A 16,389-nucleotide genomic window follows, 5' to 3' on the forward strand; every position below is an offset into this window, starting at 1 on the left:
GCGTAACTGGTAGGGGCGAAATATCTTTCGCCCCTTTTGTGTAGATATATACCACCTAGCACGAGCCGTGCTAGGTTACACATAATTCAGCCCCTTTGGGGCTGTGCAAGCGGTTAAATTTCACAAAAATTTTGCAAAAGGCAACCTTATGAGCAGATACCTCATCACTTTCGATATGGACACTAATTGTCTAAAAGAAAACTATCACGGTAATACATTCAATAATGCCTATTACGATATCCGTAATGTGCTGAAACAACACGGCTTTGAAAATTTGCAAGGGAGTGTTTATTTAGGTAATGAAGGCGTTAGTGAGGCTCACGGTACTATTGCTATTCAAGAGCTGACGGCAAAATTCAAGTGGTTCTACCCCTGTGTCTCAAATATCAAGTTCTATCGCATTGAAAGCGATTTGAATGCAGATTTTATTGCTTACAATGTGCATAAAGCCCGTGAAAAATTTGAAAAACAGTTACAGGTTTTAGAGCAAACATTAGTGGATACAGGCTTGAACCGTGTGCAAATAGATGAAATTCTGAAAAAACAGGTGTTTAGCTTAGAAGATCTATCGTAACAAGCGGTGCTTTTTAAAGGAAATTTTACAAATGCTAAAACTCTACCCTACAACGGAAAATGTACAGCCACCGTTTTATAAAATTTACGATCATAAAAGTGGTGAAACGGTCATTGCTACAGAAACAGAAAATAGCAATACCCCGATTTTAATGGACGATTTTGTTTGGTTTGAGCAAATTCCAACCACCGAGGCTCTTTTGGTAGATACTTGGTCTGTGATTGAAAACCGTGCCAAACAAGGTTTGCTCAAACGAGCTTACACCAAAGATTTTGAAAAACATTTAGCCGACGGCAAAGTAGAAATTTATATTGCGGTGAATCCGCATTGTTAATTTCTTGATTGGCAAGCGGTCAAAAACAGAGAAAAATTTACAAACGGAACAACAATGGCAAAGAAAGATTATTACGAAGTCCTTGGACTGTCTAAAGGGGCAAGCGAGAAAGACATCAAACGAGCATATAAACGTTTGGCGGCAAAGCATCACCCGGATAAAAACCAAGGCAGTAAAGAGTCGGAAGAGAAATTTAAAGAGATTACCGAAGCCTATGAAGTGCTGACCGACAGCGAGAAAAAAGCGATGTACGACCAATACGGTCACGCTGCCTTTGAACAAGGTGGTGCGGGTGCCGGCGGATTCGGTGGCTTTGGCGGCGGTGGTTTCGGCGGCTTTGAAGACATCTTCAGCGAAATGTTTGGTGGTGGCTTTGGTGGCGGTGGTCGTCGCCAACGTGTAGTGCGTGGCGATGATTTGCGTTACGACATCGAAATCACCCTTGAAGAAGCCGTAAAAGGCTGTAAAAAAGACATTCGCATTCAAACCTTAGCCGAATGTGATACTTGCCACGGTACAGGGGCGGAAGCCGGTAGCAAAGTAGAAACCTGTTCGCATTGCCACGGCTCAGGTCGAATTCGTCGTCAGCAAGGTTTCTTTGTGACTGAGGCGGTTTGCCCAAGCTGTCACGGCACCGGCAAACGCATTGAAAAACCTTGTCGTTCTTGCCACGGCGACGGACGTGTACAGAAAGCGAAAAACCTCTCCGTTACCATTCCGGCAGGTGTGGATACCGGCAATCAACTTCGATTATCCGGCGAAGGAGCTGCGGGCGAAAATGGGGCACCGGCAGGCGATTTATATGTGGTAATTCACGTGAAAGAACACGATATTTTTGAGCGTGACGGCTCGAATTTATATTGCGAAGTACCGATTAGCTTCACCCTTGCAGCCTTAGGCGGTGAAATTGAAGTGCCAACCTTAGACGGCAAATTAAAACTCAAAATTCCGGCAGAAACTCAAACCGGTAAACTATTCCGTGTACGAGGCAAAGGTGTAACAAGCCCTCGTGGTGGCTACGCAGGGGATTTAATTTGCAAAGTGGTGGTCGAAACCCCTGTGAATTTAACCGAAGAACAGAAAGCACTATTACGACAATTTGAAGAGAGTTTAGAAGGACAAGGTAAACATCGTCCGAAATATGGGGTACTGACTATTTTTGCATAGAGAGAAAGAAAAAAATTTGGGCGGAAAAATAACGGCGAGGCTAGGAAATACAAGGCTTCGCCGTTTTTGTTTAGGGTGGGTTATGCAAAAAACGAAAATGAGCAAAAATAGAAAAAAATGGTCGGTTTTTGCATTATTTTTTGCATAGGTTTGAACTGTTTTAAGATGGTTTTAAAACAATTTTAAACTAGGCTATGTCCGTTATGCACCACCTGCCCGATGATTTGTAGATTTTGGGCGTCTTCTTCTGTAATTCTTATTGGGCGGTAAGATTCATTGTCGCTAATCAATTCAATGTAGTCCCATTCTCTTCGCACACGTTTAACCCATACGCTTTCGCCGTTTTGTATAAGGTAAATTTTATCGTCCCCACGAGCCTCTTTTTTGCTGAAATCCACTAGCATTTGGTCGCCATCGCAGATGGTTGGCTCCATTGACGTACCGTTAGCCCAAAACACACCGCAATTATCGGCTTTTACACCTAATTTCTGCAGTAAGCTGTCTGCGTAGGGTTCTTGTCCGTCAGGTTTGGTTATGCCTTCATTGAAGCTACCAAAACCGGCAGAAACGTTAATTGAACCAAAGCTGTTAATCATTGAAATAAGTTCACCTGTTATTTCTCTAAACTTATTAAAGGCTCTTTCTACGATACCTTGTTGGGCTTGTGACTGGCTTTCTTTGCCTGTTGCCAGCCATTCAATACTTACATTTGCCACTTCTGCAATCTTGATTAAATTTGGTCTAGATGGCTCTGCTTCCCCTTTTCTCCAGCGTGCAATGGTAGATAAGGTTACGCCTGTTTGCCTTGCAAATTCACTTGGTCCATTCAATTTGTTAATAACAAGATCAATTCTCTCTGGGAAATTGTCTTCAAAGTTCATATTTACGCCCTTTTATAGCGTAATAGTTATATTTTTTAAACTATTACGGAGTGTTAAAGATAATTAATAACCGTAATAGTTAATATAAAGTATTGATTACATTAGAGTTTACACCCATTAAAGTACAAAATATAAGCAAATAGAACTATTACGGCAAATAAATAGTTGCATAGTTACAACTATTACGGTTAATATACATCACATCAGGTACAACAAAAAAGGTGTATTAAATGAGTGTATTAGAAAAACCAAAAAAAACCGCTGAACAAGATTGGCATAGAGCCGATATTCTGGCGGAACTTCGTAAAAAAGGTTGGTCGATTCGTTCTTTGGCTAAAGCAGGTAATGTTAGCCCTAACACGCTAAAGACCGTTTTAGATAAACCCTACCCGAAAATGGAGCGTTTGGTAGCAAATGCTATCGGTGTAGCTCCAGAAGTGATCTGGGCAGCTAGATTTGCAGAGAGAAATAAACGTCCAATCTTAACGAATAGGTTTTAATTTTAACCATAAAAGTTACAAAAAGGAACATTTATGGGTAATTTAAGTTTAAAAACACATTATTCAGTTTATGAAATAGCCAAGTTTATCGAAAAAGCACCTAAAAATGTAGATGCTCAAGCCAAACGAGAAAACTGGCAATCTCAAAAACGCAAAGGGCGTGGCGGTGGTGTTGAGTATGAATTAGCCTGCCTCCCTCAAGAAATCCAAACCGAAATCCGCTCCCGCTTTATGTCGGCGGTGGTGGAAGCCAAACCGAAAAAGTTACCGGCAGTGCGTGCGGAGGTGGAGTTAGGCAACCTTACTACCAAACAGCGAGAAATTGCTGATGCACGAATGGCACTGGTAGCGTATGTGTTGGAGTTGGAAGGCTCAATGAGCCGGATTAAAGCGATAACCTACCTTTGCAACCTTGCCAAACAAGGCGAAATGCCACCGCACTTGGTGGAGCTGGTTGCCGTAGCAAATGCTAAAAAGACAGCAAAACGCACACTCTCGGTGCGAACCTTAAACGGCTGGGTAGTGGATTACTGCAAGGCGGAGAACGCCGAGCAACGGTTGAAATTACTTGCCCCACAGGTGCGGCAGGAAACCAAGCCGGAAGAAATTTGGTGGCTAAGTGCTTTTTTAGGCGTATATCGGCAGAAAAACGGTATTTGCCTCACCGAAGCCTACCGTGAGTTTGAAGTGGAATGGGCGTATCAGTATGCAGACAACCCGTTACTGTTGGAACAATGCCCTAGCCTAAGCCAAGTACAGCGAGCGATGAATAAGTTGCCGTTGTATGTGAAAGAGTACGGCAGACGCACCGGCTCGCATTACAAGCAGTTACTGAGCTATGTGAAGCGGGATTGGTCGGTACTTCGAGCAAATGATGTATGGATTGGTGACGGTCACTCACTGAAGCTCAAAGTAGCCCACCCGATACACGGTAAGCCGTTTACCCCTGAGCTGACAATGATTGTTGATGGTGCAGGCAGAAAGGTGGTCGGCTGGTCACTTTCACTCAGTGAGAACGCTTTTGCAGTTGCTGATGCTATGCGTCACGCCATTAGCCAGCACGGTGTACCGGCAATCTACTACTCGGATAACGGTGGTGGTGAAAAGAATAAATTTTTGGATGCGGAAATCACGGGGATGTTACCCCGCCTCGGTATCCGACACGAAACAGGACTTTCAGGCAACCCGCAGGGACGAGGGATTATCGAAATCCTGAATAAAACGGTGGGTATGCGGGTTGCGAGGAAGTTTGCAACCGGCTATGCAACCGGTGCCGATCCGGAAACCGTTCGCAAAACCCTGTATGCGGTGAACTCACTGGCAAATGCCAAAGGGAAATTAACGCCTCTACAACGCAAAGCCCAAGGTAAATTGCCAACGTGGCAACAGTTGATTGAAGTAATCCAATCGGTGATTGACTGGTACAACAACGAGCATATTCACTCGCAAATCCGCACCACGCCGGCACGCAAATATCAGCAGATGTTGCACGCAGAAGATGTGGTGTTGCTAACAGAGGTGGAGCTGCGGGATATGAGCCGACCGGAGTTTATCCGTAAGCCGGAGCGAGGTTGGATAAGCTGGTGCAATAACCACTATTTCCATTTGAAATTACTGGATTTTGACCGTGAAGAAGTGGTGATCGGGGTTGATATTCACAATGCCGAGAGCGTGCAGGTGCGTACCAAAGACGGCAGGTTTATTTGTGAGGCAATTTGGAACGGCAACACCCGAGAGGCATTTCCGGTGGCGATGGTGGAACAGCAGCGTAAAGAACGCCATAAACGCCGAGCCAACCTTAAACAGCAACAGCTTGATGAAATTAACGCTGAATTAAACCCAGTTTTAACCATTGAGCAGAAAAACGATTTCAGCTTGCTGGCAACGGCAAGAAAACCGAAAAAAGAAGTAGAACCGATTTTTTTGACCCGAGCAGAAAAAGAGGACTATGAAAAAAAGTTAGCAGTGGGAGATTAAATAAATGCAAATGCTGTTAAGAAAAAGCATAAGAGGGCAAATACAAGTGGGAGGTCAAATATATTACAGCCACTTGCTAGAAGGATTTGAAGGGGATTCGTTTGTTGTACAACCAATTGATGGTGGCAAGAGGTTAAAAGTATTTAGAAATCTCGGCAGAGCCAAACCCCCATTGTATTTATTCACAGCAGAAAAATTACCTGAAATAACATTGGAGATCAGAATATGAAAAATCAAGAACTTAGAGCCTTAATGGATAGCAAAGGCTATCAACAAAAACAAGTGGCACAGCTTTTAGGTGTATCCGTTGCCACAGTCAGTCTGTATCTCAAAGGCGATTATAACGGCAATGTGGCTGAAATGGATCGCAAAGTGGAAGAGCTGATTGAGCGGGATAAGGCGAAGGTGGTGGAAGCGAAATATAACGCTGCTTTTGTGCCAACTTTAGCGGCTCGCCGTGGAATGGAGGTAATGCAGTTTGCCCATATTGAAGGCGAAATTAATGTGATTTTTGGGGCAGCAGGCTTAGGTAAAACCCAAATGCTCAAAGAATACGAACGCCGAAACAGCTCTGCCACATTAATTGAGGTTGATCCGAGTTGCACACCTAAAGTCTTGCTCCGAAAGATTGCCGAGGCGGTGGGGGCAAATGCGAGGGGCGTAAATAACGAGCTATTAGAAAGCATTGTGAACAAGCTAAAAGGCTCTGAAAGGTTGCTAATGATTGATGAAGCTGAATTGCTTTCGACCCGCTCGCTGGAGTTTATCCGCCGAATCCACGATTTAACCAGCGTGGGCGTGGTGTTAGCCGGTATGCCGAGATTGTTGGTTAATCTTAAAGGTAAAAATAATGAGCTGGCACAGCTTTATAGCCGAGTAGGTTTTGCTTGTGACTTAGGCAATGCGTTAAGCGATGAAGATTTAGGGTTACTAGCCGAAAGTGCGTTAGGTACAAATGAATTTAATGCTCCACTGATTAACGCCTGCAAAGGTAATGCCCGCCGATTAAGTAAGTTAATGCGTGGCGTGGTGCGGTCTAGCGAGATTAACCAAACGCCAATTAGTAAAGATTTGGTTGAGCAATATAGCAAGATGTTGATTAGCTAAGGAGCAAGTTATGCAAAAGGTTTACAGCGAAAAAGCAGGCGAAATGATGAACCCCTTAAATGCGTTTATCCACGACAGCCTTGTGAAGTTAGAAATTGCCACTTTGGAATGTGAGGCGATGGAGTTGGAAGTTGAACGAGTGGAATTTGAAGCGAAAAGCCCACCCCGCTTGGTCTTACGGGATAACTGCAAAACACAGGATTTAGTCAAGAACGGCTTGGCAAGCCTGTTTGGAATGAAAACCAAAGGCGGCAGACGGTATGACAGCTATCAAATGCAGGTGCGGGGTGTGAAATGCGTGTGGGAGTCTGAACGTGTTACGAAGGTGTAGAAATGAAAAAACGGCGAATGATTTATGCCCTGTATGTTGGCGAAGAGAATGTAGCTGACGGCACAGCGGAAGAATTAGCAAAACGGTTGGGGGTGGAGGCGAAAACAGTGCGATTTATGTCGTCCCCTGCTCATAACAAGCGAGTGAAGTATAACGGTAAAGCAATCCGCACCGTGAAAGTCGGGTTGGAATAGAGAGGAAGTATTATGAGTAAAGTAACAATCGGTAATGAAATTTACTGGAAAGATGCAAATGGTAATTTAAAACCCGAAGCATTAGTGAAAGAAATTGATAAAGAGCGTGATGAGCTAGTACGCCAATTTGTGAACCGTGCCGAAGAAGTCAGTCAGCTACTAGGTAATTTTAAGCAATCTGTATTTGATGATGTAGGGGCTTTTGTCAGCCTATCGGCTGAAAAATATGGGGTAAAAATCGGCGGTGCAAAAGGCAATATCACGTTATTTACCTATGACGGCGAATATAAGTTGCAGTTAGCGGTGCAAGAGAATATCCGCTTTGACGAACGAATCCACGCAGCAAAAGCCTTGATTGATGAGTGTTTGCACGATTGGTCGGAGGGGGCAAAACCAGAACTTAAAGCATTAATTGATAATGCGTTTGAGGTGGATAAGGAAGGCAATTTATCTACGGCGAAAATCCTATCCCTACGCCGTGTTGAGATTGATGATGCACGCTGGAATCAAGCAATGACGGCAATTTCAGACAGCGTGCAGGTAGTGGGTAGTAAAGATTATATCCGCTTTTATAAGCGTGATGAAAATGGCAAATATCAGCCGATTAGTTTAGATGTGGCGGGGGTTTAGAATGTTTATTACTTTTAATGTTAATTATACGGATAAACCTGTTGTGGTTAATACAGACAAGGTTTGTACAATAGAAAATATTAACGGGAATGTAACAGTACACTTTTGTGATAACACAAAATTAATAATGATGGACTTTGATGATAAAGAATATGCATCGTTATTAAATCATTTGCATATTTTAAATCAGTTAAAAAGAAAGTCTTAGTTAAAAAACCTTTTCAATGCCCTTTAAAAATCTCCCCTAACCCCTCTTTTTCAAAGAGGGGGACAAGATAGAAGGGCATTTATAAAGTGTTTTAACCACAGGAGAAAAAAATGAAAACAACACCAAAGGCGATCAAATTTAACCGCTACAAGCACTATGCCGAAAAAGCAGCTGAAGCAGAACGCAAAGGCAATTATGCAGAAGCTCAAGACCATTGGGAAGTTGCAAAATTATCGGCAAAAACGACCGCTAACCGTGACTGGGCGGAGCAACGGGCAGAATTTTGTAAAAGAATGCACCAAAGACCGTTTTGAGGTGTGTAAATGACAACAAGAGAAAATCTCGAACTGAGAGAGACAATAGATCGTGTGATTGATGTACTCATAATGGTGAGTAATGCGGTGTTAAATGAGGAGTTTAGCAAAGCAAGAAATATCCATAAAGCTGCCATAAAACAACTTAACCAAATAGGCGAAGTGTTAGACCAAGAATTAACAAATTAGGATAAATATGATGACCGAACAAGAAAAAAGCGGGCTTAACAGCCAATTAAATGAGGCAATTATCCAGCTTATACAAGCTCAAAAGTATTTAAACCAAAGCGATTTTATTCGAAGTGGTGTTTATCTAGGTACGGTGCAAGATTTGTTGCCAAAGGTGCACTTTAAGTTATTAACGGCAAATCGGAAACATTAACCACCCCAGTAAGGAGTTAAGAATGAAATTTAGATTTTTTAAAGGGGATATAACCCAAGAGCCACTAAAAAGCATTTATGCAGATTATCAAGTATCTAAAGAAGAACGCAAGGATAAGCTCAATGCTATTTTAGAAAAATATCCTTTCAATGATGGATTAGTAAGTGGTTCGGGCTGGTTTCATCGAATGGTTAATGGAATTGCTTGTAAAGCAACCAATATTAGCCAAGTTTCAGATGTTAAAGGGTTCAAGGTAAGTAAATTTGATGATGAGTTTTATCTCGTCAAACCTGATAAACGTTACAAAAAAGGGAAAGAGCTTGCAGAAGATTTTAAAGCAATTAATGAAATTTATGAGAAACATCGTGATTTTTCGCCCTATATCTTAAAACGTTTGAATATGCTTTATTTTGCAAGTGATTTTAGTTATTCCCCAACATCAGGTAGAAGTTATTTAGCCGTAGCAGGCATTTGTGAAAACACCTTACTGGTTAAAATGCCAATGCCTATTGATAAAAATGATGAACCATTTCCTGAGATTGCAGAGGGATTGGTTGAAATCAAAGAGAGTGAATTTTTAGCGATACAGGGGAAATAAAAAATGGCTATTTCAGCAGAGCAATGGAAAGAAATTAAACAAGCCTTAAGTGGAATTGTTGGGAGTGTTACATTTCAATATAGAGAACATCAACTTACCGTACATGTTACCCAAGCTGGGCGAAAATTGGAGCTTGTTGTGTATGTGGATGGGGAGCTTCGTAGGGAGTGGGTGCGAGAAACACATGAGCTCCGCTCTTATTTGGAAGAAGTTTGGTATCGTAAAGAATTATCTCGTTTTACTGCTAAACAGAAAAAAGAATACAAAGGTTTTATGAGTAAGAAGGAGTTAAATGAAAAAATCGTCGTTTCTTTGCCTACATTTCCTTCCCCAACGGCTTTGATTCGCCAATATAAAAAACTTGATGGCTTAGAGTTGAGTGATTGTTGGGGTCTTTGATCGTAAGAAGGAAATTATGTAATCACTAACCCAACCAACGCCGCACAATCCGTCTAGCTGAAAAACAGGTGCGGCGTTTGTTTTAAGTGAGCAATCAAAAGCGATAACGTTTTTAATTGTTTATTTAAATACAGATTATCTATATAAGGAGCAAAAATGAATATTTACGACCCTAAAAAGAGCTTACCTCCACGTCCTAGCTTACCGCCACACCCTAATAGAATTACTCTTAGGGTTAACACTGAAGAAACAAAACCAAATTATCGTTTGTGTAAAAAGAAAAATGGCGAAATTGTATTGCAACAAATGATTATTATTACAGAGGGATATATCTCACACGAGAATCCATATCCTGAAAGTAAAGTCGAATGGAGAGAAATTGAAACAGTCTGTGAAGATAGTGAGGTAAATCTATGAAACTATGCAAATGCCCGATTTGCCATTCGGAAATCTCGCTGGAGGCGTTGATTGAAGATGATGCAGGGCGTGAGTTGTTAAATACGATAGTCAATATCGGTGGGAATTGTGGGCGTGCGGTGGTGGCGTATTTAGGGTTATTTAAGCCGCAAAAAAACAGCCTTGCCAATAGCCGAGCGTTGAAAATTGTGCAGAGTTTGTTGGAGCTTTATACGCCCTCTAATGTGTTAGAAAAAGCCTTAATGGATACGGTGGAACAAGTAAGACGGAATCGGCGTGAAACCGGCAGATGTGAGCCATTAGCAAACCATAATTACTTGAAGAAAGTATATGAAAGCGTGAAGCCACAATTTGCAGTAGTAAGAAGTGAAGCGAAAGCAGTGAGTAGCCTTGAGCAACAGCAACGCCAAGCAGACCAAAAGAAACACGATGCCGTGATGTATGTGGAAAGAATGAAGCAAATGGGGCAACTGGAAGCCGTGAAGAATACAGAAAGCTACCAAATTTGGCTGAAATGGCAGGAGGAAAAACAAAATGCAACCACAAACTAGAAAGCAGATGATACAGAAAATCCATATCGGCAAAAATGAGCTAAAACTGGATGATAACGCCTATAAAATGCTGTTGTTAGAAGCGGTGGATAAGCCAAGCTGCTCAATGATGACCGATAGCGAATTAATGACCGTACTGCAAACAATGAAAGCCAAAGGGTTTGTGGTAAAGTCTAAAAAGTACAACAAACGCCCAACGGCAAGTAACACTGCTCAACACAGGCAAGGGTTGATGAATAAAATTGGGGCGTTGCTTTATCAAAGCCAAAAGCCGTGGGATTACGCCCACGCCATTGCCAAACGCTCGTTTGGTATTGAGCGGGTGCAATGGCTAACGGACGACCAGTTGCACAAATTAGTGCAGATGTTGGCAAGTTACAACCACCGGCACGGGTTGAGAACCAAATAACGAGATTTTTTTGCATAGCCCCGATGAAATTGGGGCTTTTTTGTGGTAGATTTTGTTGAGATTTAATTTTGAGAGGCAATTATGGCAATAATACATTCTATAAAATGTGGAGATCAGACGCTTGAGGTGAGAGATCATCACGAATACAGAGAGCTTTTATTTTTTGGCATAACAGACCCCTATGTGCCTGAGCTTAATCAGTCCAGTGTAGTGGTTGATGTAAATAAAGCCAAACAGCTTAGAGACGTATTAAATAAATTTATCCAAGAACAGGGGGAAGCGTGAAAAAAACATTTATAACTTTAACACTCGCCATTGCGTCTCTTGGTGCAACGGCAGCAACTGAAAAAGCTCAACAAGAAACTGCAAATGCTCTAGTAAGTGGTGATTATCAACAGTTAAGAAATGTAGCTTACGGAATGGAAACAGGCTCGTTTGGTCACGATCACAATCCTATTGCTGCTTGTGCTTTGCGCCGTGTTATTTTGCTTGTTAATTCAGATAAGGTTGATGTGACTGACTTTAATAACGAGGCGATTGCTTGCCGTAAAATTGAGGTTACAGATAATCAACAGGCTTGGGAAACAGCCTTTACGATTGCGAAATCAATTTCTGCAACTAAGAAAAAATAAGTTTATAGTTAAAGACCGCTTTCAAGCGGTCTTTTTTTATGCAAAATTTGCAAAAAATTTTTGAGTAAGTATTACAGATTTGAATAACCCCCTTGGATAATGGCTTTCGTGGAAATTATTCAAGGGGATTTTTTATGTCTGAATTTGAAAGTGTTGAGCATTATTTGCCGGAAACAGTGAAAGAAATTGTGGGTGTAATTGGTTTACCTGCAACCGAAAAGCTGATTAAAGCCTTTGGAGGCTTTTCGTTTCAATTTTCTAATGGCAAAGTCTATTTTGATAAACTCAAAGAGGTGTTAGGGCAAAATGACGCTGTGAAATTACAGGCTTATATGGGAGCTTGTGAGGTCTATTTGCCACGTTGTGAAACCGCATTAAGAATGTTGCGTAATCAGCAGATTTATACCGATTATTGCCAATTAACCGAGCGTGGACTAAGTGGCAGGCTTGCGATTATGCAAATTTGCCCTAAATACAGCGTGTGTGATCGTGTTGCGTGGGAGGCAGTACGATATTATCAGCGTAAGCATACCGTTTCGCAAGCTACCTTGTTTTAAGTGTGGAATCCTTTCGCCTGCTCCCCGTTGCTCTAAATCATTAAAGTCTCTTTAAATCAGAATTGAATTTAAAGAGGCTTTTTTTATGACTGAACCTATCAAAAACAAGGCAACTATTGCCGATTTCAACCTTGCATTTGACCGCTTGCTTGGTCATGAAGGTGGCTATACAAATGATAAAAACGATAAAGGTGGTGAAACCAATTGGGGAGTAACAATCCACACCGCTCGTGCCAATGGTTATACAGGCTCAATGCGTGCAATGACTCGTGAGCAAGCTAAGCAAATCTATCTTAAAGCGTTCTGGCAACGCTACAACTGCGAAAAATTTGCCCCAGAAATTGCTTTCCAATTCTTTGATGCTGCCGTTAATCACGGGTTCGGTAATGCTGCTCGCATGTTACAGCGTGCTGTGGGTGTAGCTGATGATGGTGTCATCGGCAAAATTACGTTGGCAGCGATTGAACGTCATTCTGTTGCGGATGTTGGGACGCTATTTATTGCTGAACGGGTTGAGTTTTTCACAAAACTTGATGATTTCTCTCGCTATGGTAAAGGCTGGATTCGCCGAATGGCAAACAATCTTCGCTATTTTGCTAAAGACACTATTGAGGATTAAAAATGAAACAGTTTTTACTTGATTTAATTACCAATAAAGACGGCACAGCCAGCACGACTGGTTTTATTCAGTTTATCAGTTGGCTGGTGCTGTCGGGCATTTTAATTCACGCCTACCTTTACGATAAGCCGTTTATTTCCGACTGGTGGTTTGCTTATGCCGGTATTTGTGTGCTGGGCAGCCCTGCCACAAAAGGCGTGGTGAGCGTATTTAAATCCCGAGGAGATGCAGAATGATGAGTTTAATCCTTAGTGTAGTGGCTACTGTTGTGGTTGCAGGTGGCTATATTTTTTACAAATTCCGCAAGGCAAACCGAGAAATCGACCGCTTGTTTGCTACGGTAAACCGCCTCGAATCGGAAAAAGCAGAAAAAGAAGCCAAGATCCAACAACAAAAAGCAGAGGTTAAAAATGCCAAAACTCAACAAAAACACACGCAAAACACTGCTCGTATTAGCTCTGATGCCGTTGATATGCAGCTGCACCAACACGGCTACTTTAGAGACGACGGTCTCGGGCTGCACGGCGTTCCGTCTGCTGTATCCAAGCCGAGCGGACACGGTGGAGACCAAACGTCAGATACTAGCTCACAATCTGACTTATGAGGAGATTTGCCGTGAGAAAGTGGATTAAAAAACTGCGCCAACGTTGGCAACAGTGGCTTTTTTACCGCCGCCGTCCCGATCTTGCCGAACGGCATAATTGGCTACGTGCGGCGGTAGCACAAGGCAATCTACACCCTGTCGGGCGAGCCAAAAGGGGGCGTTATGATTGATGAAAAACTGTTCCAGATGCTGATCTCTTTTGTAGTTGCTCCGTTAGTGGCGTTTGTAGGTAAGGTCATATTTGATCGTATCAACCGCAATGAGCAAACGGTAAAAGAGCTAAAAGCGGAAATGGAGAGTAAATATCAATCAAAAGAGCTTGCCCACGAGGTTAATCGGGGCATCAGAGAAAAATTGGACGATATTTTAGACTCCATCAAAGAAGTAAACCAAAAATTAGATAAAAAGGCGGATAAGTAATGAGCCGAAAAAAACATAAACAAACCGATTCGGAAAAATTAGACCTGATTTTAGGCGGGTTAAATGAGCTTAACGACAAGGTAGATAAGCAAAACGAAGAAATTGAACGCTTACACCGTGAAATCCAAGCGACTAATCGTTTAGTGAATGAAATGGCAACCAAAAACCGCAAGCAAGCCTTAATTGCCGGTGGTGTAGGAGGTGGCATTGTTGCTGTAGGTTTTGAGTTGTTACGCTTGAAATTCGGAATGTAGAGGGCGTATGGCACACGATATTGAAGTACAAAAAGCGGTTCGGCAAGCCTATGTGTTTGACCGTTTAAGCCTCGAAATGGCAGCCGAGCGTGCCGGTGTGTCGTTTGGCACAGCTCGCCGTTGGAAAGCCAACGCTGAAAAGAACGGCGATAACTGGGAAAAAGCCCGTGATGTGCAAGCAATAGCAAGTGGTGGTATTGAGAATATCGCTCAAGGCTTGTTAGCCGGTTTTTTAATTAAGTATCGCACGTTGATGACGGAGCTGGAAGAAAACACCGAAATGCCAACAGCCGCTAAGGTTGAGGCATTATCGGCACTTGCAGATTCGTTTGCGAAGATGACTGCATCGAGCAAGAAACTATTGCCTGAAACCAGTGTAATGGCAACCGCTATGCGTGCGATTGAGATGATGGCGAATATCGTCAAAACCAAGAAACCACATTTATTGCCTGACTTTTTGGAAATGCTGGACGATTTAGAAGTGCAGTTTAAAAAGGAGTTTAAGTAATGGCTAAGAAAAAACAAACTGTGGTGCATAAGCATTACTATTTCCGTTGGATTGTTCAGCTTGCCTGTATTCTCGGTGCAATAAAGCTAATGCTTAATGGTGCAGATGGTTGGGGTTGGTTATTGTTTATCGCAGTTTGTGTGTAATTTATGAAAATCAAAGAATTTGAAAAAGAACTGGAAGAATTACGGCGACAGTTACAACAAAATATCGAAGCGAGTTTTGAGGGTTGGGACGATAAACCACAAGCCATTAGCGAACGCCGTCAGAAGGTTTTAGACCCTGTTCACGGCTTTGAGTATTTTGTGCAGGCTTATTTCCCGCATTATGTGCGTTCTGAGCATAAATCGCAGTTGCATCATTATCTCTTTGAGAATTTACCGCTTTCGGTAAGTGATCTTTCTAAATCTGTTCGCCAAGCGATTGCAGCCCCTCGTGGTGAGGCAAAATCGACGATTTGTACGCAATTATTCCCGCTGTGGTGTTTAGTCCGTGATTTAAAAAGATACATCATTATTGCGATGGACACCAAAGAACAGGCATACAGTATGCTTGAAGCTATTAAAGTGGAAATTGAATCTAACCCTCGTTTAAGAATTGATTTCCCCGAGGTTGCACAAGGCAAGGTTTGGCGTGCAGGTGTCATTATGACGGCTAAAAACCAAAAAGTTGAAGCTGTGGGGGCTGGGCAAAAATTGCGTGGTCGTCGCCACGGAGCTTATCGTCCAGATTTAGTAGTACTTGATGATATTGAGAATGATGAAAGCGTAGAAACACCTGCACAGCGTAATAAATTGCATAACTGGGTTTTAAAAGCAGTTTTAAAACTTGGTGCTGCAGGTGAAAAGTTTGATGTGATCTATGTCGGCACAATTCTTCATTATGACAGTGTGCTGAGTAGGGTTTTAAATACTAAGGGCTGGAAGCGAGTACGCTTTAAAGCCATTTTACGCTTTCCTGACAATATGGTGTTATGGGATGAGTGGGAGAATATTTATCTCTCCGAAGAGGGGGATGATGACACATTATCTGACTTATTCTACCAGCAACATAAAGCCGAAATGGATAAGGGGGCTGTCGTATCGTGGCTGGCTCGTCCAATCCTATACCTGATGAAAATCCGAGCTAGTGACGGACATTCTGCATTTGACTCCGAGTATCAAAACGACCCTGTTTCGGGCGATGATGCGATTTTTGCAAATTCGCTTCAATATTGGACAGAATTGCCGGAAAACCTTATTTATTTTGGAGCGGTCGATCCGTCTTTAGGCAAGGCTGGAGCAAGTCGTGACCCATCAGCTATTTTAGTCGGCGGCTATCAACGTGAAACCGGAAAGCTTTATATAGTAGAGGCACAAATTAAAAAACGTTTGCCGGACTTAATTATTGAGGACATTATTCGGCTACATATGCAATATAGTTGCCACCGATGGGTTGGCGAGGGGATCCAATTTCAGGAGTTTTTAAATAGTGAGATTATTAAGCGGTCTGCGGCACGTGGTGTCCCAGTGCCTCTTGCAAGTGTAAAACCTAATACTGATAAAGTATTACGAATCGAAAGTTTACAGCCACACATTGCGAACGGCTTGATTTTACTGCACCGCTCACAATCGACCCTTGAAAGCCAGCTACGCCACTTTCCGAAAGCCGATCACGATGACGGACCCGATGCGTTGGAAATGTTATGGCGTAATGCCGTGAGTTCTTCTGCCCCGATTGAGTGGGAGAGTGTGAGCGATGATGACGGTGAGTATCAGAGTAAGTGGCGGCATTAAAATCTCCCCCAACCCCCTCTTTGATTAAAGAGGGGGCTTTATAGTGT

30 protein-coding genes are annotated in these 16,389 nt (G+C 42.4%); 29 read left to right on the plus strand and 1 reads right to left on the minus strand.

Features of this window, described 5'->3' with window-relative positions; all coding sequences use genetic code 11:
- Window positions 1-148: 148 nt before the first annotated feature.
- From EL242_RS01170 to dnaJ, 3 genes are read left to right on the plus strand one after another with little or no spacing between them, the layout of a single operon-like run.
- Window positions 149-574 (plus strand): VapD, encoded by a 426-nt coding sequence (locus EL242_RS01170; RefSeq protein ID WP_126301184.1) that lies wholly within the window; start codon window positions 149-151, stop codon window positions 572-574.
- A 31-nt stretch (window positions 575-605) separates the two neighbouring features.
- Window positions 606-908, plus strand: a complete 303-nt coding sequence (locus EL242_RS01175) for a hypothetical protein (protein ID WP_126301185.1) — start codon at window positions 606-608, stop codon at window positions 906-908.
- A 54-nt stretch (window positions 909-962) separates the two neighbouring features.
- Complete coding sequence (dnaJ, locus tag EL242_RS01180) at window positions 963-2,075, plus strand: molecular chaperone DnaJ (protein ID WP_126301186.1); 1,113 nt, start codon at window positions 963-965, stop codon at window positions 2,073-2,075.
- A gap of 182 nt (window positions 2,076-2,257) precedes the next feature.
- On the opposite strand, the gene EL242_RS01185 is transcribed toward dnaJ, so the two are convergent.
- Complete coding sequence (locus tag EL242_RS01185; RefSeq protein ID WP_126301187.1) at window positions 2,258-2,956, minus strand: XRE family transcriptional regulator; 699 nt, start codon at window positions 2,954-2,956, stop codon at window positions 2,258-2,260.
- A gap of 230 nt (window positions 2,957-3,186) precedes the next feature.
- Here EL242_RS01185 and EL242_RS01190 point away from each other — a divergent pair, with 230 nt between their 5' ends.
- From EL242_RS01190 to terL, 26 genes are all read left to right on the plus strand, one after another.
- Window positions 3,187-3,456 carry a helix-turn-helix domain-containing protein gene (locus tag EL242_RS01190; protein ID WP_126301188.1) on the plus strand — a complete coding sequence of 90 codons (270 nt, stop codon included), beginning with the start codon at window positions 3,187-3,189 and terminating at the stop codon, window positions 3,454-3,456.
- 33 nt (window positions 3,457-3,489) lie between these two features.
- Complete coding sequence (locus EL242_RS01195) at window positions 3,490-5,433, plus strand: Mu transposase C-terminal domain-containing protein (RefSeq protein WP_126301189.1); 1,944 nt, start codon at window positions 3,490-3,492, stop codon at window positions 5,431-5,433.
- 225 nt (window positions 5,434-5,658) lie between these two features.
- Window positions 5,659-6,540: an AAA family ATPase gene (locus EL242_RS01200; RefSeq protein ID WP_126301190.1), complete on the plus strand. Its 882-nt coding sequence runs from the start codon at window positions 5,659-5,661 to the stop codon at window positions 6,538-6,540.
- 10 nt (window positions 6,541-6,550) lie between these two features.
- A complete protein-coding gene (locus EL242_RS01205) occupies window positions 6,551-6,871 on the plus strand; it encodes a hypothetical protein (protein ID WP_006248632.1) in 321 nt (106 codons plus the stop codon).
- Window positions 6,872-6,873: 2 nt separating this feature from the next.
- A complete protein-coding gene (locus tag EL242_RS01210) occupies window positions 6,874-7,065 on the plus strand; it encodes a hypothetical protein (RefSeq protein WP_126301191.1) in 192 nt (63 codons plus the stop codon).
- 12 nt (window positions 7,066-7,077) lie between these two features.
- A complete protein-coding gene (locus tag EL242_RS01215; RefSeq protein ID WP_126301192.1) occupies window positions 7,078-7,695 on the plus strand; it encodes a DUF3164 family protein in 618 nt (205 codons plus the stop codon).
- 318 nt (window positions 7,696-8,013) lie between these two features.
- Window positions 8,014-8,217: an ANR family transcriptional regulator gene (locus EL242_RS01220; protein ID WP_126301193.1), complete on the plus strand. Its 204-nt coding sequence runs from the start codon at window positions 8,014-8,016 to the stop codon at window positions 8,215-8,217.
- A gap of 9 nt (window positions 8,218-8,226) precedes the next feature.
- Window positions 8,227-8,406, plus strand: a complete 180-nt coding sequence (locus tag EL242_RS01225) for a hypothetical protein (RefSeq protein ID WP_111402748.1) — start codon at window positions 8,227-8,229, stop codon at window positions 8,404-8,406.
- 10 nt (window positions 8,407-8,416) lie between these two features.
- On the plus strand, window positions 8,417-8,599 hold the full coding sequence (locus tag EL242_RS01230; protein WP_126302683.1) for a hypothetical protein: 183 nt from the start codon (window positions 8,417-8,419) through the stop codon (window positions 8,597-8,599).
- A 22-nt stretch (window positions 8,600-8,621) separates the two neighbouring features.
- Window positions 8,622-9,197 (plus strand): DUF5420 family protein, encoded by a 576-nt coding sequence (locus EL242_RS01235; RefSeq protein ID WP_126301194.1) that lies wholly within the window; start codon window positions 8,622-8,624, stop codon window positions 9,195-9,197.
- Between the two features lie 3 nt (window positions 9,198-9,200).
- Window positions 9,201-9,596, plus strand: coding sequence for a hypothetical protein (locus EL242_RS01240; RefSeq protein WP_126301195.1), 396 nt, complete (start codon window positions 9,201-9,203; stop codon window positions 9,594-9,596).
- A 156-nt stretch (window positions 9,597-9,752) separates the two neighbouring features.
- The gene (locus EL242_RS01245; RefSeq protein WP_232019677.1) at window positions 9,753-10,013 is read left to right on the plus strand and encodes a hypothetical protein; all 261 of its coding nucleotides are present in this window, start codon (window positions 9,753-9,755) and stop codon (window positions 10,011-10,013) included.
- Complete coding sequence (locus EL242_RS01250; RefSeq protein WP_126301196.1) at window positions 10,010-10,564, plus strand: hypothetical protein; 555 nt, start codon at window positions 10,010-10,012, stop codon at window positions 10,562-10,564. Before EL242_RS01245 ends, EL242_RS01250 begins: the two co-directional genes overlap by 4 nt.
- On the plus strand, window positions 10,548-10,973 hold the full coding sequence (locus tag EL242_RS01255; protein ID WP_126301197.1) for a gp16 family protein: 426 nt from the start codon (window positions 10,548-10,550) through the stop codon (window positions 10,971-10,973). The genes EL242_RS01250 and EL242_RS01255 overlap by 17 nt, the downstream gene beginning before the upstream one ends.
- A gap of 81 nt (window positions 10,974-11,054) precedes the next feature.
- The gene (locus tag EL242_RS01260; RefSeq protein ID WP_126301198.1) at window positions 11,055-11,258 is read left to right on the plus strand and encodes a hypothetical protein; all 204 of its coding nucleotides are present in this window, start codon (window positions 11,055-11,057) and stop codon (window positions 11,256-11,258) included.
- On the plus strand, window positions 11,255-11,605 hold the full coding sequence (locus EL242_RS01265; RefSeq protein WP_172595333.1) for a hypothetical protein: 351 nt from the start codon (window positions 11,255-11,257) through the stop codon (window positions 11,603-11,605). The genes EL242_RS01260 and EL242_RS01265 overlap by 4 nt, the downstream gene beginning before the upstream one ends.
- A 134-nt stretch (window positions 11,606-11,739) precedes the next feature.
- On the plus strand, window positions 11,740-12,162 hold the full coding sequence (locus EL242_RS01270) for a Mor transcription activator family protein (RefSeq protein ID WP_126301199.1): 423 nt from the start codon (window positions 11,740-11,742) through the stop codon (window positions 12,160-12,162).
- A gap of 85 nt (window positions 12,163-12,247) precedes the next feature.
- Entirely contained in the window at window positions 12,248-12,781 is a 534-nt protein-coding gene (locus tag EL242_RS01275) for a glycoside hydrolase family 108 protein (protein WP_126301200.1), read from the plus strand.
- A 2-nt stretch (window positions 12,782-12,783) separates the two neighbouring features.
- Complete coding sequence (locus EL242_RS01280) at window positions 12,784-13,017, plus strand: DUF2644 domain-containing protein (RefSeq protein ID WP_126301201.1); 234 nt, start codon at window positions 12,784-12,786, stop codon at window positions 13,015-13,017.
- Window positions 13,014-13,385, plus strand: coding sequence for a DUF2681 domain-containing protein (locus tag EL242_RS11605; protein WP_126301202.1), 372 nt, complete (start codon window positions 13,014-13,016; stop codon window positions 13,383-13,385). The genes EL242_RS01280 and EL242_RS11605 overlap by 4 nt, the downstream gene beginning before the upstream one ends.
- A gap of 11 nt (window positions 13,386-13,396) precedes the next feature.
- Entirely contained in the window at window positions 13,397-13,555 is a 159-nt protein-coding gene (locus EL242_RS11425) for a hypothetical protein (RefSeq protein WP_172595328.1), read from the plus strand.
- Window positions 13,548-13,805 carry a hypothetical protein gene (locus EL242_RS01290; protein ID WP_126301203.1) on the plus strand — a complete coding sequence of 86 codons (258 nt, stop codon included), beginning with the start codon at window positions 13,548-13,550 and terminating at the stop codon, window positions 13,803-13,805. Before EL242_RS11425 ends, EL242_RS01290 begins: the two co-directional genes overlap by 8 nt.
- Complete coding sequence (locus EL242_RS01295) at window positions 13,805-14,059, plus strand: hypothetical protein (protein WP_126301204.1); 255 nt, start codon at window positions 13,805-13,807, stop codon at window positions 14,057-14,059. The genes EL242_RS01290 and EL242_RS01295 overlap by 1 nt, the downstream gene beginning before the upstream one ends.
- A gap of 7 nt (window positions 14,060-14,066) precedes the next feature.
- The gene (locus tag EL242_RS01300) at window positions 14,067-14,567 is read left to right on the plus strand and encodes a DUF1804 family protein (protein ID WP_126301205.1); all 501 of its coding nucleotides are present in this window, start codon (window positions 14,067-14,069) and stop codon (window positions 14,565-14,567) included.
- Window positions 14,567-14,713, plus strand: coding sequence for a hypothetical protein (locus EL242_RS11430; RefSeq protein WP_172595334.1), 147 nt, complete (start codon window positions 14,567-14,569; stop codon window positions 14,711-14,713). The genes EL242_RS01300 and EL242_RS11430 overlap by 1 nt, the downstream gene beginning before the upstream one ends.
- 3 nt (window positions 14,714-14,716) lie before the next feature.
- Complete coding sequence (gene terL, locus EL242_RS01305; protein WP_126301206.1) at window positions 14,717-16,342, plus strand: phage terminase large subunit; 1,626 nt, start codon at window positions 14,717-14,719, stop codon at window positions 16,340-16,342.
- Window positions 16,343-16,389 lie beyond the last annotated feature (47 nt).

Origin of the sequence: Mannheimia haemolytica (assembly GCA_900638155.1) — a bacterium.
Classification (GTDB): Bacteria; Pseudomonadota; Gammaproteobacteria; order Enterobacterales; family Pasteurellaceae; genus Mannheimia; species Mannheimia glucosida.

Coding starts and splice junctions, on each gene's coding strand:
- EL242_RS01250 (WP_126301196.1), top strand. CDS start 10,010: ATGAAACTATGCAAATGCCCGATTTGCCATTCGGAAATCTCGCTGGAG.
- dnaJ (WP_126301186.1), top strand. CDS start 963: ATGGCAAAGAAAGATTATTACGAAGTCCTTGGACTGTCTAAAGGGGCA.
- EL242_RS01300 (WP_126301205.1), top strand. CDS start 14,067: ATGGCACACGATATTGAAGTACAAAAAGCGGTTCGGCAAGCCTATGTG.
- EL242_RS01205 (WP_006248632.1), top strand. CDS start 6,551: ATGCAAAAGGTTTACAGCGAAAAAGCAGGCGAAATGATGAACCCCTTA.
- EL242_RS01245 (WP_232019677.1), top strand. CDS start 9,753: ATGAATATTTACGACCCTAAAAAGAGCTTACCTCCACGTCCTAGCTTA.
- EL242_RS01185 (WP_126301187.1), bottom strand. CDS start 2,956: ATGAACTTTGAAGACAATTTCCCAGAGAGAATTGATCTTGTTATTAAC.
- EL242_RS01295 (WP_126301204.1), top strand. CDS start 13,805: ATGAGCCGAAAAAAACATAAACAAACCGATTCGGAAAAATTAGACCTG.
- EL242_RS01170 (WP_126301184.1), top strand. CDS start 149: ATGAGCAGATACCTCATCACTTTCGATATGGACACTAATTGTCTAAAA.
- EL242_RS01240 (WP_126301195.1), top strand. CDS start 9,201: ATGGCTATTTCAGCAGAGCAATGGAAAGAAATTAAACAAGCCTTAAGT.
- EL242_RS01210 (WP_126301191.1), top strand. CDS start 6,874: ATGAAAAAACGGCGAATGATTTATGCCCTGTATGTTGGCGAAGAGAAT.
- EL242_RS01280 (WP_126301201.1), top strand. CDS start 12,784: ATGAAACAGTTTTTACTTGATTTAATTACCAATAAAGACGGCACAGCC.
- EL242_RS01195 (WP_126301189.1), top strand. CDS start 3,490: ATGGGTAATTTAAGTTTAAAAACACATTATTCAGTTTATGAAATAGCC.
- EL242_RS11605 (WP_126301202.1), top strand. CDS start 13,014: ATGATGAGTTTAATCCTTAGTGTAGTGGCTACTGTTGTGGTTGCAGGT.
- EL242_RS01200 (WP_126301190.1), top strand. CDS start 5,659: ATGAAAAATCAAGAACTTAGAGCCTTAATGGATAGCAAAGGCTATCAA.
- EL242_RS01270 (WP_126301199.1), top strand. CDS start 11,740: ATGTCTGAATTTGAAAGTGTTGAGCATTATTTGCCGGAAACAGTGAAA.
- EL242_RS11430 (WP_172595334.1), top strand. CDS start 14,567: ATGGCTAAGAAAAAACAAACTGTGGTGCATAAGCATTACTATTTCCGT.
- EL242_RS01175 (WP_126301185.1), top strand. CDS start 606: ATGCTAAAACTCTACCCTACAACGGAAAATGTACAGCCACCGTTTTAT.
- EL242_RS01225 (WP_111402748.1), top strand. CDS start 8,227: ATGACAACAAGAGAAAATCTCGAACTGAGAGAGACAATAGATCGTGTG.
- EL242_RS01260 (WP_126301198.1), top strand. CDS start 11,055: ATGGCAATAATACATTCTATAAAATGTGGAGATCAGACGCTTGAGGTG.
- terL (WP_126301206.1), top strand. CDS start 14,717: ATGAAAATCAAAGAATTTGAAAAAGAACTGGAAGAATTACGGCGACAG.
- EL242_RS01190 (WP_126301188.1), top strand. CDS start 3,187: ATGAGTGTATTAGAAAAACCAAAAAAAACCGCTGAACAAGATTGGCAT.
- EL242_RS01255 (WP_126301197.1), top strand. CDS start 10,548: ATGCAACCACAAACTAGAAAGCAGATGATACAGAAAATCCATATCGGC.
- EL242_RS01235 (WP_126301194.1), top strand. CDS start 8,622: ATGAAATTTAGATTTTTTAAAGGGGATATAACCCAAGAGCCACTAAAA.
- EL242_RS01215 (WP_126301192.1), top strand. CDS start 7,078: ATGAGTAAAGTAACAATCGGTAATGAAATTTACTGGAAAGATGCAAAT.
- EL242_RS01275 (WP_126301200.1), top strand. CDS start 12,248: ATGACTGAACCTATCAAAAACAAGGCAACTATTGCCGATTTCAACCTT.
- EL242_RS01220 (WP_126301193.1), top strand. CDS start 8,014: ATGAAAACAACACCAAAGGCGATCAAATTTAACCGCTACAAGCACTAT.
- EL242_RS01230 (WP_126302683.1), top strand. CDS start 8,417: ATGACCGAACAAGAAAAAAGCGGGCTTAACAGCCAATTAAATGAGGCA.
- EL242_RS01290 (WP_126301203.1), top strand. CDS start 13,548: ATGATTGATGAAAAACTGTTCCAGATGCTGATCTCTTTTGTAGTTGCT.